Source organism: Oleidesulfovibrio vietnamensis (assembly GCF_055388115.1).
Genome location: NZ_AP042419.1, coordinates 1,107,724 through 1,121,806, shown reverse-complemented (window position 1 = coordinate 1,121,806; position 14,083 = coordinate 1,107,724). Strand labels below are relative to the sequence as shown.

The following is a 14,083-nucleotide window of genomic DNA, read 5'->3' as shown; positions in this document are numbered from 1 at the left end:
CAGACACCGCGTTACTATAGGCCAGCCCGCGCATAAAAAAAAGCCGCCGTAAGGCGGCACCGGCACGTTGTCGTCATGTACCGGCCTTATCGCGGCGGCATAAAAGCAGGCGCTTGCCCCCCTGCCGGCCACGCATGCTTCACGCGGTCCAGCGAAGCCACAAAGGCTTCGACCACGGCAGGATCAAACTGACTGCCGGAGCAGCGTACAATCTCGGCCACGGCGGCGCCAAAGCTGCGACCTTCTCTGTACGGACGTGTCTGCAGCATGGCCGAAAGTGTGTCGGCCACGGCAATGATGCGGGCTCCCAGCGGAATATCCCTTCCGGCCAGCCCGTGCGGATACCCTTTACCGTCCCAGCGTTCATGATGATGCAACACCACGTCCACCACCCCGCCGCTTTCCGCCAGCAAGGCCACAGGCCTTATGATATTGGCCCCTATCAGGGGGTGGCTGCGCATGATTTCCCACTCTTCATCGTCCAGCGGGCTTGCCTTGCGCAGGATATTGTCAGGAATTCCTATTTTTCCGATATCATGCAGATGGCCTGCTATGTGCAGCATTTCTGCCTGTTCAAAAGAACATCCCATGGCCAGCGCAGTGACACGGGCCGTTTCCGCCACTTCGTCCGAATGACTGTGAGTATGCGGGTCGCGCGCATCAATGGCATTGCCCAATGATTCCGCCAGCTGATGCACTGTCAGACGCACATCGCCGCAGCCTGCATCACCCCTTGTAAACAAAAGGCCGCTGCCTGCCGCCTCTGTTCTGCTGCCTTCACGCGTCGCCTGCCCTGCGATGCCCAATGCCAACGCTGCGGATTCCTGCTCCATCCACCTGCTCCCGACTTTTACGGCAAGCCGTGCGGCCGCGTCACAGATAGCCCCCCCGTGACGTGTCCTGCTGTGCCGCTATTGCGATAAAGAATTTCAATATCACCTATGGAAGCAAAACGGATCTGTCAAGCCGCAACAGCGCCGCGGTCGCACCGCAGAAAAAAACACGCCGGAATTCAAACACAGAAAGGGCCGGAAGATATCTTCCGGCCCTGATGGTTCTGATAGCTCTAATAGCTCTGATGGCTCTGACGGCCCTGCCGCATGCAGTGTACCGGTAACCCGTAATACACCCTGCGCAACGTCCTCAAAACGGTTAATGTCTCACACGGGCGGAACCGTCACCGGCCGTAAGCACACGCACGCGGTCACCCGCGGCGAAATATTCATCTGCTTCCTGCACGATGGAAACGGTGGAGCCGTCTTCCATTTTCACCGTCAGTTCCAGACCGTTTTTGTCCTTGAGGGCCTGTTCACCCGCGGCACCGGCAGCGGCTCCGGCCAGCGAACCGCCCAGTATGGCCAGCGTGCGTCCGGTGCTGGCACCCATGGTGCTGCCCAGCACGCCGCCCACTACGGCACCGCCCAGCACGCCCAGTCCGGACTGTTCGCCCTGAATCTGCACCTGACGCACCGCCGTTACGGTACCGTATTCTACACGGTGCACCACGCGCGCCTGGCTGGTGGAATACACACTGCCGCTCTGGCTGGAGCAACCTGCTCCGAGCATTGCCAGCAACAGCACAAAAACAACTGCCGCAACGCCCTGCCTGCGGGCCGGGCGGACAACGGTTTTATGCATCATGACAAGGTCTCCCGTTATGATCTCAGGCTGATTATACTCACTCGCGGCAAAGCCGCGCTTACCCGGTATGTAAGCCCCCCGGGTCAAAGCGTCAATACGGGCTGCCGTCAGCCGGCCAGCGAAAGAGTTATACCGATAATGTTTGCGGCGGTCTGCACCGCCCCTGCACCCACAACGCCCCCCGCAGTGGCCAGCGCGACCACCCGCGCCCCCAGACGCCAGGCCTTGTCGGGCCACGGCACGCCCTGCGGTGATGCCGCGCGCCACAGTCCCACGGCCACGGCAAACTGAAACGCCAGCACAGCGGCACGATACACACAAAATCCGTATGCCTGCCAGTAGGCGTCTGCCGGAAAGCTGTATCCGGTCAGCATCAGCATGGTCTGCGGCAACGAAACTATCAGCCCCCCCAGCACCAGCCACAGCCAGAAAGTGATAAACAGAGTCTCTTCACCCCGCCACACCCGCAGAAATGCCTCTTTCATACCTGTGTCCTCATCATGTGAAAGCGGCCGGAGAACCGGCCGCGTCCTCATTGTGCACTGCCCGGGCAGCGTGTTGCTATATCAGGCAAAGGGATTGCCCAGCCCGAAACCGAGAGAGGCTGCACCGGCGGGACGCGCACGCATGGAGTCGCCTTCACCGTCGAGCACCTTGCGCACGGCCCGTGCCAGCTGGTCAGGGCAGGACGTGGGCTTTTTACCGCAGGTGATGCCTGTCAGGCGGGAAACAGCCTCGCCGGCTTCCATTCCTTCCAGCAGACGCGAAATGGCTTCAAGGTTGCCGGGACAGCCGCCGGTAAAACGCACATCGGCCAGCTTTCCTCCGGCATCAATATCAAACTGCATCTGTTTTGCGCAGACGCCTGCGGGAGTAAACGTGAACATGTCTTATCTCTCCTTAATAGTATTGAGCGTTGGGAGTAATCACAGAAGCAAAGATTGTCAAAGGGCAGGAGCCCGGCGGGTTTTTCTTTTCAAAAACTCCGCCGGCTGTTAGCACAACGGCGTACACCCGAAAACCCCGACGGAACAGAGCCATGCAGTCAAGCTTTAACCCCGCGCACATCAAAGCCCTGCTGAACAGACGCACAGTGCCCGACAGCGAAACGGAAGAGGCGCTTGACGCCGCATCCGCCATGCGCGGACTTACGCTGGAACAGACCGCGGTACTGCTGGCGGCGCACAAGGCGCATCATCTGGACAGCATAATTGATCTGGCGCGCAGTACACGCTGGGCGCTTACCGGTAACCGTGTTTTTGTGCATGTGCCCGTGCGCTGCCCGGGCATAGGTACCGGTGCGGGGCGGCACAGCACCGGAGCCTCATGGATAGATTCCATGACGCAGGCTGTGGCGTCTCTGGCCGCATGCGGGCATACCATAGTCACGCTGCATCTGCCCGACGACTCGGTGACAACCCGCACCCTGCTGGCGCTGCAAAACAGACTGGCAGGCCGGTGCCCCGCAGGCACTCTGCCGCTGCTGCGGATACGCGCACGGGCGTTTACCGCACGGCAGGCAGTGGAACTGGCCGCCGGCGGGCTGCCGCGCCTTGTGCACATGCAGCTTTCTTACCACCGCCCCACATACCAGACACTGAACACCGTTCCGCATGAAAGTTTTGACAGTGCGCTGCTGCAGCCCCACACATACATGGCAGCCGGTGCGCGCCGCATCACGCTGGGTATCCGGCTGGCATCGCCCCGACCGGAATATGAAGCCCTGTGCCTGCTCTCACAGCATCGCAGCCTGAAAAACATATTCGGGCACGGCGCCCGCACGCTGCACCTTGAAACCACACCCCCTGCAGACCATGCCGGTGTAAAAAACGGCATAAGCGTTCTGGCGCGCATAACCGCCGTACTGACTCTGGCCGCGCCGGAGTGTATCATATCCGTTCCTTCCACGCCGCCCGAAGGCGGTGAAGGAACACTGGTGGACATGGGGGCAACCTTTATCGCCACGGAAACATACGACCATGCGGCGGCAATACGCCACGGTGACATGCGGCAGCGTCTGGGCGGTGCATGCGCCATGCTGGACACCACCATACGCAGACTGCTGCGCGATTACGGTGTCATACCGGCTCTGTGCATACGCTGCTACAACGGCACACAGGCAGACAACGCCCGCATGAATCTGGTGGATGCGGGCATTATGCACTGCGAATGCGCACCCATGATTCTGCAGGAACTCACAGGCTATCTGATGCGCCACGGTTCCGCAGCCACAGTGGAGGCCGCCCGCGGAGCTCTGATGCGCGAATTTGCAGCGCTGGATTTCTCCCGGCAGGAGGCCGTGCGCCCCGCGCTGCGTGAACTTCTGGGTCCACGGTTCTGAATACGGACAGCATGCCCCGGGCTTTTCTTCATCCTCCTGCCGCACCGGAACATCTTGACTGCAGGCGCTGCGTATTTATGTATGCAGGCAGTGCCCCGCATGCATTGCGCAGATTCCGCTGCTGCCGCGGGTATGTATTGATATATTCAGGAGGAAACCATATGAGCAAAGAGCACGGCGCCGCCGCCGAAAAACACGAATTCCGCACCGAAGTACGCAAGCTGCTGCACATCATCACCCATTCTCTGTACACCAACAGAGAAATTTTTCTGCGCGAACTGGTCTCCAACGCTTCCGACGCACTGGACAAGCTGCGCTTTGCACAGACACGGGGCGAAGCCGCTCCGGCCGCCGACCTTGACCTGAACATAGCCATAACCGTCAACGAAGAAACACGCACCCTGACAGTCAGTGATACCGGCATCGGTATGACCCGTCAGGAACTTATCGATAACCTTGGAACCATCGCCAGCTCCGGTTCCGAGCGTTTTCTCAAAGAACTTGCCGAAAAAGGTGAACAGGCAAGCAATATCATCGGCCGGTTCGGTGTGGGTTTTTATGCCGTGTTCATGGTGGCCGATTCTGTAACGGTGACCACGCGCAGCGCGCTGGACGCCTCCGGCGCATGGCGCTGGACCAGTGACGGGCTGGGCAGTTTTGAACTGGAAGAAGCCCTCGACGCGCCGGAACGCGGCACCCGCATAGACATCCGTCTGAAGGAAGATGCCGGTGATTTTCTGAAAAAAGACCATCTGAAGGATGTCATCCGCAGGCACTCCAACTTCATCCCCTTCCCCGTTTCGGTAGAAGGTGAGCACGTCAACACCACCCCGGCCCTGTGGCGCGAACCCAGATTTCAGGTCACCGAGGAACAGTACAAAGATTTTTATACGTTCCTCACCTTTGACACACAGGCGCCCATGGACACCATCCACCTTTCCATCAATGCGCCGGTGCAGTTCACATCTCTGGCTTTCATTCCCAATTTCGGCAACGAGCTTTTCGGGTATGACCGCGACAAATACGGACTGGACCTGTATGTGCGCCGAGTGCTCATCAGCAAAGAATACAAGGCCCTGATTCCTGAATATCTTTCGTTCCTCAAAGGAGTTGTGGATACGGAAGACCTGCCGCTCAACATCTCGCGCGAAACGCTGCAGGAAAATGCGCTCATCGCCAAAATCCGCCAGACGCTGGTAAAGCAGGTGCTGGCGCATCTGGCAAAACTTGCGGAATCAGAGGCCGAAAAATATGCCACCTTCTGGCGTACCCACGGACGGGTGTTCCGCATGGGCTACAACGATTACGTCAACAGAGATAAATTCATCCCGCTGCTGCGCTTCAACAGTTCTGCACTGGATGACGAAAAAGGTCTGTGCTCGCTGGATGACTATATCGGCCGTGCAAGAGAGGGGCAGAAGACCGTCTGGTATGTGTCCGCACCCAACCGTGAAGCCGCACGCCTGAACCCCCATGTGGAGATTTTCCGGCGTAAGGGCATTGAAGTGCTGTATCTGTACGAAGCTGCAGACGAGTTCATCATGGAATCGCTCGGCAAATGGAACGAGTTTGAATTCCGCTCCGCGGAACATGCCGATGCCGACGCGCTGAAAGACTTTGATGATGTGGAAAAGAAGGATGCGCCTGAAGCTCTGGACGAAGAAGGACGAAAAACTCTGAGCAGCCTGCTGTCCCACATGAAAACCCTGCTGGGCGACAAGGTGGAAGACGTGCGCGAATCAGCGCGGCTTTCTGATTCTCCCGCCTGCCTTGCCAGTAAAGACGGCGGTATGACTGCTTCCATGGAAAAACTGATGCGCGTCATGAACAAAGACGAATCAGTGCCGCGCAAAGTGCTGGAAATCAACCCTGACCATCCGCTTACCCGAAACCTGCTGCGGCTTTACCGCGCCGATGCTGACGACAGGCTGCTCGCGCAGGCCACGGAACAGCTTTACGAATCCGCTTTGCTGCTTGAAGGCTACCTGCGTGATCCCCACGCGCTTGTCGGCAGAGTGAATTCGCTGCTTGAACAGGCCACCGGCTGGTACGCAGAAGTGCGCAAACTGTAGGCCCCGCCATACCCATCCCGTATAAAAACGCCCCGCAGAACATTCTGCGGGGCGTTTCTTATGCGGAAGCTCAGTATATCCCGCATGTGGCCGGTATGTTCCGGCCGAGCACCTGAACCCGCGGCAGCAGACAGAGGCGCGACTTCCGTCTGCTGCCGGATCCGGTCCGGCTCAGTGAATCCGTCCGTACAATACGGACTCCGACACTGTTGCGGTCACGCGCAACCGGTTATGTCATCCCGCCGAGGCGGAAAGGCACGCTGTGTCGTCCTTTGCGGCTTCCGCGCTTGCCGTCGTGCCGGCGACACAAGGCGGAGCTGCCGGTAAAATGCCCCCACCCCTGTAAGGAGAGACACTTTACCATCCCCTGCGGCACCTGCATCTTGCCGGAAGAAGGAAGCTGCAAGGGATGACTAAGTATGTAGCTCCGGCTGCCACATGCGTCCAACTCTTGAGCATAAAAAAATCCCTCCGGCAGAGTCCGGAAGGAACTGCCAGAGGGACTATCTATAAAACTGCTTTTATTTAAATATGATACAGGAACAAAAACATGCGACTGCGCAGCGTCTGCACACTGGTCTGACCAGCCGCCCCGCCAAGGTGGTTGAACCAATACAGGCACTGTGGCCGCAGGCAGGCAGACATCTGTTGTCTGCTGCGCCCGTCCGGTGACAGTGCCGCGCGTCAGGTTCAGCCTCTGGTCGCCAGCAGAATGCCGCCGATAACCAGCAGCCCGCTGGCAAGATGTATGAACCCTACCGGCTCACCCAGCAGCAGATACGCTGCCAGTCCGGCAAAAACAGGTATCGAGTAATACAGCACACCCGCAAGGGAAGAACCGAGAATGCCGACGGCCTTGTTCCAGAGGAAATAGGCGGTGAGCGAAGCGCCTAACCCTATGTACAGCAGGCAGCCGACCACCAGAGGTGTGAACTGCACGGCCGGCCCTGTCCAGGCATCTGCCACATAGGCAGGTGTAAGCATGATCAGTCCGGGAATAAATGTGGCTACCAGAAAAGCGCTCTGCGAAACCCCCTGCGGCCGCTGACGGGCAAGCACGGAATACACGGCAAAACATACGGCTGCCAGCAGCATCCACAAATCGCCCTGAGTGAATTCAAGCTGAAGCAGAGCCTGAACGTGCCCGCGTGAAATAAGTACCAGCACCCCGCAAAGCGCCACCACAAGCCCGGCCACACGACGGGGGCTGATCGCCTCGCCCAGAAAAATTCTGGCAAACAGAAACATGAACACAGGCGATGAAGTGGCTATAAGCGACAGGTTGACCGCCGCAGAGGTACGTCCGGCCATATACACCATGGTATTGAAAATGGTTATGCCCACAAACGCCGTAAGCAGAAAATACCATTTATGCGCCACAATGGCCGGCCAGTCACGGCGGAACGCACTCCAGCCCAGCGGCAGCAGCGCAGCGCTGGCAATACCCCAGCGCCAGAACGAAGTCGCCAAAGGGGAAAGCGCCTCGTTAAGCAGTCTGGCCACGACAAAGTTGCCAGACCACAACACAATGGCTGCAAAAGCAGCCACATAACCGATTCCTTTTCCTTCCTGCATGCACGCACTCCTGCAAATAATTACCGGTATGCATAATGGCAGCTTTCCCCCGCATACCGGAACGCGGATACTCGGCCGAGGTGCCTTTACTGTCAACAGATTTTGCCTGCCGTGCCGCGGACCTGTACGACAACTCGGGCTGCCGCTTTTTTTTGTACCTGCCCGCGCATGAGCCCCGGCAGCCGATGCACAAAAAAAGGCCGCGCGGTACAGCGCGGCCTGCATAGATACACAAAGCGGCCGGAGTATCAGGCCTGCAGAGTCCGCTCGGCAATCTGGCGGAACTGTTTCAGCCCGTTGGCATCGTGCGGAAAATCAGCCTTGGCGCAACGGACGCATTCTTCACCGTAACGCTGCCACAGGCGTGCCACCTTGCCCTGCGACAGGTTTTTACCGCCCTTGCACTGGATGTTACCCCGATCGGTGAGGTTGCATCCCATTTCGGCAGCAGTGTCAAAAAAACGCTTTGCGAATTCTTCCGGCTTCATAAGGACCTCCTGATTCAAATAGCCAGGGAAATACGTCTGCATGAACGCCCGCCGGTTACGGACGCGCCGGAAAATCTCCGGCTTCAGTACGCGGTTTCAACATAAACTCCCACCAGCCGCGCAGACGCGCGGCATACCGGAAATTTCTGCCAGCTATCCGTATAACATCGGATAAAGGAGAGACACGTCCATAAGGTCACAGTTACCGGATTCCGTCAAGACCCTGCCGGAAATACGTATATTTATGCCCGGCAGCGTCATCTGCAAGCAAAAGGCTACATTTTGCATCACACAGGCATATGGTATCTGCACGGCAGTCCGCCTGTGCCGCTGCGCACTTTTGCCGTTCCGGAGAAGCCGCAGGCAAACAACACCGCGCAGCCCTGCGCGCGGCGGGCATGCAAAAAAGAGAAGGCAGCATCTCCCCATAAGATGCCGCCTTCCAGACTCGGGTACCAAGGTCCAAGGAGTGGTGAAGAACGGTATGCGTTTCTTCAGGAAACTATCTATTCGTGGCCCAGCTCTTTTTTAAGCCAGGCCTTGATCTCTTCGGTGGGCTCGCAGATGCCTTTGAGGTCGCCATGCTCATGCAGCCATCTGTTTGCCAGATGGTCGGGCAGCTCGATAGTGGCCAGTTCTTCCGCTTGTTCCGAATTTCTGCGCACAAGCCGCACAACCGGTCTGGCCCCCCAGGTATCCACCACAAAATAGGTGGAAACATCATCCTTGGAGCGCACAGGCGGATACTCCGCGTGCCAGTCGTTGTTGCCCCATTCCAGATACATGGTCACCGCATGTTCGGGACTCAGATTCCAGTCGATATCAAGATTGCCGAAGCGAGCCAGTTCACTCATGTGTAGCCCTCCGTATACTCTGATTCTGTATCCGCGGCGGAACGGGCTGCCACACCCGTTCCGTCGCGATGCCTTGTGAAGGTAGGCAGGGCGGACTGCCACGTCGCCCTTGGTTTAATAGTAACAATTCTTATTCTTTGGTCAAGCATAAAATTAAAAAAAGATGACTGTGCGGGCGGCGGAGTATGCTTTCTGCCGGTATACGGGCTAACCGCCGGATACAAAAAAGCCGCCCCCCTGTACGGGGTGCGGCTTTATCTACCTGATTTGCGGTCAGAAACATCAGCCTGCCAGTAACTGCCACAGACTGAAACCGAAAGCTGAAGCCAGCATGAAAAGCCATGGCGCACCATCGAATGCGGCCACTTTTACTCTGGCACGGGCTGCGCGCGCCCGCTGCGGATATCTGGTACTCACGGTGCACCTCCATGGCTCACCTTTACGGCGCTGTACTCGTGCCGTGCGGTATGCAGTGCGGCACATTGGTATACTAAGGCCTGTGACGGGCCATGACAACCCCCGCGGCAAAAAGAGGTCCGGCACGATGTGCTGCCGGTGGCGGCAAAGGGTGCGCGCAGCCTGCGCACTGCACTCACTACGGAACAGGAGCCTCTTCCATATGCAGGCTGGCCAGCCCGTCAAGCTGTCGCAGGCTGGAAGCCATGGCCGACCAGCCGGCATGTTCGCTGCCGCGCACACGGAACACAAACGTAGTCATGCCGGAATCGACATTATGCTCGTAGCCCACCGGTTGAATGGCAAAGGCTTCGTAACGCTGAAGCACAGGCATCAGTTCCATGACGGTGATGTCGGTTCCGTACAGACACAGGGTAAGAGTCATTCTGGTGGAACGCCGTACAAAGCGCCCCACAAATGTGGGCAGAAAAAAAGAATGGTCACCACGACAAAAGTTGCCAGAATGGCAGGCAGAATAAGCCCCGCCCCCACAGCCAGACCGATGCCCGTGACAATCCACAGGCTTGCCGCCGTGGTCAGTCCGTGAACGGAACCGCGTCCTTTCAGAATAGCCCCCCCGCCCACAAAGCCTATGCTTGCAATGGCGTACGAGGCAATACGGCCGGGATCCACACGCACCACTGATTCCACTCCCCAGGTGCGGAACATCTCGGGTATCAGCAGCGACATCTGCATCATCAGGCACGCACCCACCGCGACAATCATGTTGGTACGAAACCCCGCCGCCTGCCCCCGTGTTTCCCGTTCGTAGCCGATGACACCGCCCAGCAGGGCAGCAATGACAAACTGCCCCATGCGCATCAGATCATATACAGAAAACGTCAACCCCATGAATGTGGACGCTGTGACCATTGATTATACCTCCGGAAAACTGAACACGCGGCACCACGCCGGCTGTAAGACAGCATACTAAAAGGGCCGCCGGTATAAAAGAGGGATTTCGGGAAAAATTTCACATGCCCTCGCAAAACACGTTCCGTACCCGCGCCGCCAACACAGCACCACATGTTCCGCCGGACCTGTGCCGAAACGGACAGCCGGAAGCCCCTGCCACATACCCGCAGCGCACGCGGTCATTGCCGCACCGGCACAAAGCAGTGCGCGTATGCTCAGCCTGCTTCAGGTACAGGGCGGGCCGGCTGCAAATCAAAAAAGCCCTTCCGCCGGAGCAAAAAGGCCTTCATTGCTGTCACTGGACAGGCGGCTCCGACTCCGGCCCTTCCTGCCCGCTGCCGGAAGGTTCCCGCAGCACGGGGTTGATGAGCAGTCCTACGCCGTCGATCTCCACACGCACCTCGTCGCCGTCTTCCAGCGGTCCCACACCGGCGGGGGTTCCCGTCAGTATCAGATCACCGGGCAGCAGCGTCATCACGCGGGAAACGGCCGCCACTATCTCGTGCGGCGAAAAAAGCATATCCGCGGTGCTGCCCTGCTGTCTCAGTTCACCATTCACCATGGCTCTGATGCCCAGCGAAGAAAGGTCGGGCACTTCGGTCTCTATCCACGGCCCCACGGGAGCAAATGTGTCAAACCCCTTGCACCGGCCGAAAAGACCGTCACGGGACTGCAGGTCGCGCGCCGTCACATCGTTGGCGCAGGTATAGCCGAATACATGCGCCGGAACATCCTCGGGAGTTATATTGCGTGCGGCACGCCCGATAACCACCCCCAGTTCCGCTTCATGCTCCACCCGCCCCAATTCGGCAGGCAGCACCACAGGCTGTCCGCTGCCGATCACGGCACTGGAGGGCTTGAGAAAAAAGACCGGTTCTTCCGGCACGGGAAAGCCTATTTCTTCCGCATGGTCGCGAAAATTCATCCCCACACAGACGATCTTTGAGGGAGTGACCACAGGCAGCACTGCAATATCCTCAAGAGCTATGGGGTCGTTAAGCCCCAGCTGCGGATTGAGACAATGCACATGATTGCCGTCCAGCCTGCCGTAAAAGGAATGGCCGTTATATCGTACCCTCAGCACGCGCATCAGGTTTTCTCCTTCACAGGTCGCTGCATTGCGAAAAACACATGACACGGCGGCGGACCCATGCATTCCGCCGCGTCTGCTGCCGGTCAGACCACCGTGACCATGGGCACCACCACAGGATCGCGTTCAAGTACCTTGCGGAAAAAACGCCTCAGGGTACTGCGTATCCTGTCCTGCAGGTATGTCACATCGCCGGGAGGAATATTTTCGAACAGGTCCAGAATAATGCATTTGGCATCTTCCAGCACATGATTGTAATGCTGTTCAAATACAAACCCCTTGGAGACAATGTCGGGGCCTACCAGAATCTCCCATATATTTTCATCCACAACCATGACTACCACAACCATACCCTCGCCGCCAAGGATATGACGTTCGCGCAGCACAGACTGCCCCACATCGCCCACACCCTTGCCGTCCACAAGCACGCTTTCCACATTGATATGCGCTTCGCGGCGCACACCGTCACGGGTAAGAGTCAGCGGATCGCCGTCTTCAAGGATAAGCGAACACTCAGGCGGTACACCGCACTCCACGGCCAGACGGCTGTGCTTGACCAGATGCCGGTATTCTCCGTGCACCGGCACAAAATGGCGCGGACGCACGGTCTGCAGCATCAGACGCAACTCTTCGCGATGCGCATGCCCCGAAGCATGAATGGCCTGCACCTTGTCGTAGTACACCTCTGCACCCAGCCGGTACAGATTGTTTATAAGCCGCGTTATGGCCCGGGTATTGCCGGGAATAAACCGCGATGACATGATGACGGTATCGCCGGGATGGATGTCCAGCAGCTTGTGCTCGCCGGAGGCAATGCGCGAAAGGGCGGAAAACGGCTCGCCCTGCGAACCTGTGACCAGCAGCACTACATTTTCGTCTGCCATGCCGCCTATGTCGGCGGCATCCACATACGTGCCGCCCAGTATGCGCAGGTACCCGAGCTCTCGCGCCAGATCCACGTTATGCATCAGGCTGCGGCCCGAAACGGCAACCTTGCGCCCGAAACGGGCGGCGATGTCGAAAACCTGTTGTATTCTCTGAATATGGCTGGAAAAAAGAGTAATAATCACACGACCTTTCGCCTGCGAAAAAATCCGCGTGAACGTGGTCTGTATTTCACGCTCGGAAACGGAAAAGCCTTCACGCTCGATATTGGTGGAATCCGAAAGGAGCAGGTCCACTCCGTCTTCCTGAGCAAAACCGCGAAAGGCCTCAAGGTCGGTGAAATGCCCGTCAATGGGGTCGGGGTCTATCTTGAAGTCGCCGGTATGCACCACCCGTCCCGCAGGAGTTTCGACCCCCAGCCCGTATCCTTCGATAATGGAGTGACACACGGGAAAGAAATGAAAAACCATGTCGCCGATGGGACACGGCTTTTCCGGTCCCACCGTCACCAGGCGCACCCTGTCCAGCAGGTTGTGCTCGCGCAGTTTGGATTCCACCAGCGCCAGCGTGAAACGCGACCCGTAAATGGGCACCTGAAGGTACGGAAGCAGCCAGGGCAGCGCGCCTATATGATCTTCATGCCCGTGCGTCAGTACAATGCCGAGCATGCGCTCTTTCTGCGCCAGTATGTACTCAAGCCGGGGAATGACCACATCCACGCCCAGATGGTAGTCGTCCGGAAACATCAGCCCGCAGTCCACAAGCACACTGCCCGCGGGGGTTGACCACAGTGTGCAGTTCAGTCCTATTTCACCGCAGCCGCCCAGCGGCGTCAGCGTCAAGAAAGGGTCTTGGTGTTCCGGCATGCACGCATCTCCTGATAGGCGATTTCCATGGAACCGCGCAGCGTATCACTGAAAATATTCTTCTCATCCTTGGAGTAGGATGCAGGGTCGACAGGGGGCAGAGCCCGCAGGTACACATCGCGCCTGCTGCCCAGCATCAGGCGCCCCGAAGGCAGCAGGTCTGCGGAACCTTCCAGCACCAGCGGCACCACGGGCAGACCGGCACGCTGGGCAATAACCGCACAGCCGGCGCGGAAAGCACCCAGCGTCTGCGGATTTCTGTTGCGGGTTCCTTCCGGAAAAATAATAAGCGACCGGCCAGACGCCGCTGTTTCCACCGCGGCTTTCATGCTGCGCACCGCTTTGCGCGCATCACCGCGCTGCACACCTATGTGCCCGCCGGCTTTCAGACATGTGCCGAAAAAAGGAATGTCGAGCAGACTCTGCTTGGCCATAAAAGCAGGGTACCAGTCCCGCACGGCGCGCATGACAAGCGGTATGTCAAAGTTGCTCTGATGGTTGGCCACAAACAGTACTGGATTTCCCCGCAATGAATCAGGCACAGCGCTCATGTCGGCATGCAGCCGAATTCCCGCCAGCCGCAGCGCCATGTCCATCCACCACAGTGAACAGTTACGCACGCCGTTGCCCCGCGGATTCAGCCTGCCGCGCAGCAGCAGCACGGGAATGGTGGCCACGGTAACCGCTATGTATACACTATAAAACCATATAGTTCTTAACAATGCCATAATCCGGTCAAAAGACACAAAGCAAAAAGAGAAAGCAAAAAGACACAAAACAAAGGCAGATCACGAGTTTTCACAAAACGTGGTCTGCTTTACCGTGGACGTCACCGGAATCTTTCCCGACTCCGGCGCACGGCACAATCAGCCGCGTGAATACGCTATCGTAAATGCCCCC

The 14,083-nt window shown here is 58.1% G+C and carries 15 protein-coding genes; 2 read left to right on the top strand and 13 right to left on the bottom strand.

Annotation, left to right across the window (positions count from 1 at the left end; genetic code table 11):
* Positions 1–86: 86 nt before the first annotated feature.
* The 4 genes from ACZ5D1_RS04770 to ACZ5D1_RS04755 all read right to left on the bottom strand — a co-directional run bounded on the left by ACZ5D1_RS04770 (position 87) and on the right by ACZ5D1_RS04755 (position 2,528).
* The gene (locus tag ACZ5D1_RS04770; protein ID WP_464556082.1) at positions 87–833 is read right to left on the bottom strand and encodes an HD-GYP domain-containing protein; all 747 of its coding nucleotides are present in this window, start codon (positions 831–833) and stop codon (positions 87–89) included.
* A 319-nt stretch (positions 834–1,152) separates the two neighbouring features.
* Positions 1,153–1,641 carry an outer membrane lipoprotein gene (locus tag ACZ5D1_RS04765; RefSeq protein ID WP_011367173.1) on the bottom strand — a complete coding sequence of 163 codons (489 nt, stop codon included), beginning with the start codon at positions 1,639–1,641 and terminating at the stop codon, positions 1,153–1,155.
* Positions 1,642–1,748: 107 nt separating this feature from the next.
* Positions 1,749–2,126 carry a hypothetical protein gene (locus ACZ5D1_RS04760; RefSeq protein ID WP_011367172.1) on the bottom strand — a complete coding sequence of 126 codons (378 nt, stop codon included), beginning with the start codon at positions 2,124–2,126 and terminating at the stop codon, positions 1,749–1,751.
* An 81-nt stretch (positions 2,127–2,207) separates the two neighbouring features.
* Positions 2,208–2,528, bottom strand: a complete 321-nt coding sequence (locus tag ACZ5D1_RS04755; RefSeq protein WP_011367171.1) for a TIGR03905 family TSCPD domain-containing protein — start codon at positions 2,526–2,528, stop codon at positions 2,208–2,210.
* Between the two features lie 152 nt (positions 2,529–2,680).
* On the opposite strand from ACZ5D1_RS04755, the gene ACZ5D1_RS04750 reads away from it, so the two are divergent.
* Together ACZ5D1_RS04750 and htpG are read left to right on the top strand one after the other, a co-directional pair.
* Positions 2,681–3,982 (top strand): hypothetical protein, encoded by a 1,302-nt coding sequence (locus tag ACZ5D1_RS04750; RefSeq protein WP_011367170.1) that lies wholly within the window; start codon positions 2,681–2,683, stop codon positions 3,980–3,982.
* A gap of 161 nt (positions 3,983–4,143) precedes the next feature.
* On the top strand, positions 4,144–6,054 hold the full coding sequence (gene htpG, locus ACZ5D1_RS04745) for a molecular chaperone HtpG (protein ID WP_464556080.1): 1,911 nt from the start codon (positions 4,144–4,146) through the stop codon (positions 6,052–6,054).
* Between the two features lie 690 nt (positions 6,055–6,744).
* Here the strand turns inward: htpG and ACZ5D1_RS04740 are convergent.
* From ACZ5D1_RS04740 to ACZ5D1_RS04700, 9 genes are all read right to left on the bottom strand, one after another.
* Entirely contained in the window at positions 6,745–7,629 is an 885-nt protein-coding gene (locus tag ACZ5D1_RS04740) for a DMT family transporter (protein WP_011367168.1), read from the bottom strand.
* Between the two features lie 248 nt (positions 7,630–7,877).
* Positions 7,878–8,117 (bottom strand): hypothetical protein, encoded by a 240-nt coding sequence (locus ACZ5D1_RS04735; protein ID WP_011367167.1) that lies wholly within the window; start codon positions 8,115–8,117, stop codon positions 7,878–7,880.
* A gap of 506 nt (positions 8,118–8,623) precedes the next feature.
* A complete protein-coding gene (locus tag ACZ5D1_RS04730) occupies positions 8,624–8,971 on the bottom strand; it encodes a DVU0772 family protein (protein ID WP_011367166.1) in 348 nt (115 codons plus the stop codon).
* Between the two features lie 282 nt (positions 8,972–9,253).
* The gene (locus ACZ5D1_RS04725; RefSeq protein WP_267878613.1) at positions 9,254–9,388 is read right to left on the bottom strand and encodes a hypothetical protein; all 135 of its coding nucleotides are present in this window, start codon (positions 9,386–9,388) and stop codon (positions 9,254–9,256) included.
* 178 nt (positions 9,389–9,566) lie between these two features.
* Positions 9,567–9,812: a hypothetical protein gene (locus ACZ5D1_RS04720; protein ID WP_464556078.1), complete on the bottom strand. Its 246-nt coding sequence runs from the start codon at positions 9,810–9,812 to the stop codon at positions 9,567–9,569.
* The gene (locus tag ACZ5D1_RS04715; protein ID WP_464556076.1) at positions 9,809–10,300 is read right to left on the bottom strand and encodes an MgtC/SapB family protein; all 492 of its coding nucleotides are present in this window, start codon (positions 10,298–10,300) and stop codon (positions 9,809–9,811) included. Before ACZ5D1_RS04715 ends, ACZ5D1_RS04720 begins: the two co-directional genes overlap by 4 nt.
* A 337-nt stretch (positions 10,301–10,637) precedes the next feature.
* Complete coding sequence (locus ACZ5D1_RS04710; protein ID WP_464556074.1) at positions 10,638–11,432, bottom strand: fumarylacetoacetate hydrolase family protein; 795 nt, start codon at positions 11,430–11,432, stop codon at positions 10,638–10,640.
* Positions 11,433–11,518: 86 nt separating this feature from the next.
* On the bottom strand, positions 11,519–13,183 hold the full coding sequence (locus ACZ5D1_RS04705; RefSeq protein ID WP_011367163.1) for a ribonuclease J: 1,665 nt from the start codon (positions 13,181–13,183) through the stop codon (positions 11,519–11,521).
* Entirely contained in the window at positions 13,156–13,905 is a 750-nt protein-coding gene (locus ACZ5D1_RS04700; RefSeq protein ID WP_464556072.1) for a lysophospholipid acyltransferase family protein, read from the bottom strand. Before ACZ5D1_RS04700 ends, ACZ5D1_RS04705 begins: the two co-directional genes overlap by 28 nt.
* Positions 13,906–14,083 lie beyond the last annotated feature (178 nt).

What these genes read in the sequence shown, in the direction of transcription:
- ACZ5D1_RS04750 (WP_011367170.1), top strand. Translation starts at nt 2,681, where the DNA reads ATGCAGTCAAGCTTTAACCCCGCGCACATCAAAGCCCTGCTGAACAGA.
- ACZ5D1_RS04710 (WP_464556074.1), bottom strand. Translation starts at nt 11,432, where the DNA reads ATGCGCGTGCTGAGGGTACGATATAACGGCCATTCCTTTTACGGCAGG.
- ACZ5D1_RS04765 (WP_011367173.1), bottom strand. Translation starts at nt 1,641, where the DNA reads ATGATGCATAAAACCGTTGTCCGCCCGGCCCGCAGGCAGGGCGTTGCG.
- htpG (WP_464556080.1), top strand. Translation starts at nt 4,144, where the DNA reads ATGAGCAAAGAGCACGGCGCCGCCGCCGAAAAACACGAATTCCGCACC.
- ACZ5D1_RS04735 (WP_011367167.1), bottom strand. Translation starts at nt 8,117, where the DNA reads ATGAAGCCGGAAGAATTCGCAAAGCGTTTTTTTGACACTGCTGCCGAA.
- ACZ5D1_RS04720 (WP_464556078.1), bottom strand. Translation starts at nt 9,812, where the DNA reads ATGACTCTTACCCTGTGTCTGTACGGAACCGACATCACCGTCATGGAA.
- ACZ5D1_RS04760 (WP_011367172.1), bottom strand. Translation starts at nt 2,126, where the DNA reads ATGAAAGAGGCATTTCTGCGGGTGTGGCGGGGTGAAGAGACTCTGTTT.
- ACZ5D1_RS04755 (WP_011367171.1), bottom strand. Translation starts at nt 2,528, where the DNA reads ATGTTCACGTTTACTCCCGCAGGCGTCTGCGCAAAACAGATGCAGTTT.
- ACZ5D1_RS04715 (WP_464556076.1), bottom strand. Translation starts at nt 10,300, where the DNA reads ATGGTCACAGCGTCCACATTCATGGGGTTGACGTTTTCTGTATATGAT.
- ACZ5D1_RS04705 (WP_011367163.1), bottom strand. Translation starts at nt 13,183, where the DNA reads ATGCCGGAACACCAAGACCCTTTCTTGACGCTGACGCCGCTGGGCGGC.
- ACZ5D1_RS04770 (WP_464556082.1), bottom strand. Translation starts at nt 833, where the DNA reads ATGGAGCAGGAATCCGCAGCGTTGGCATTGGGCATCGCAGGGCAGGCG.
- ACZ5D1_RS04740 (WP_011367168.1), bottom strand. Translation starts at nt 7,629, where the DNA reads ATGCAGGAAGGAAAAGGAATCGGTTATGTGGCTGCTTTTGCAGCCATT.
- ACZ5D1_RS04730 (WP_011367166.1), bottom strand. Translation starts at nt 8,971, where the DNA reads ATGAGTGAACTGGCTCGCTTCGGCAATCTTGATATCGACTGGAATCTG.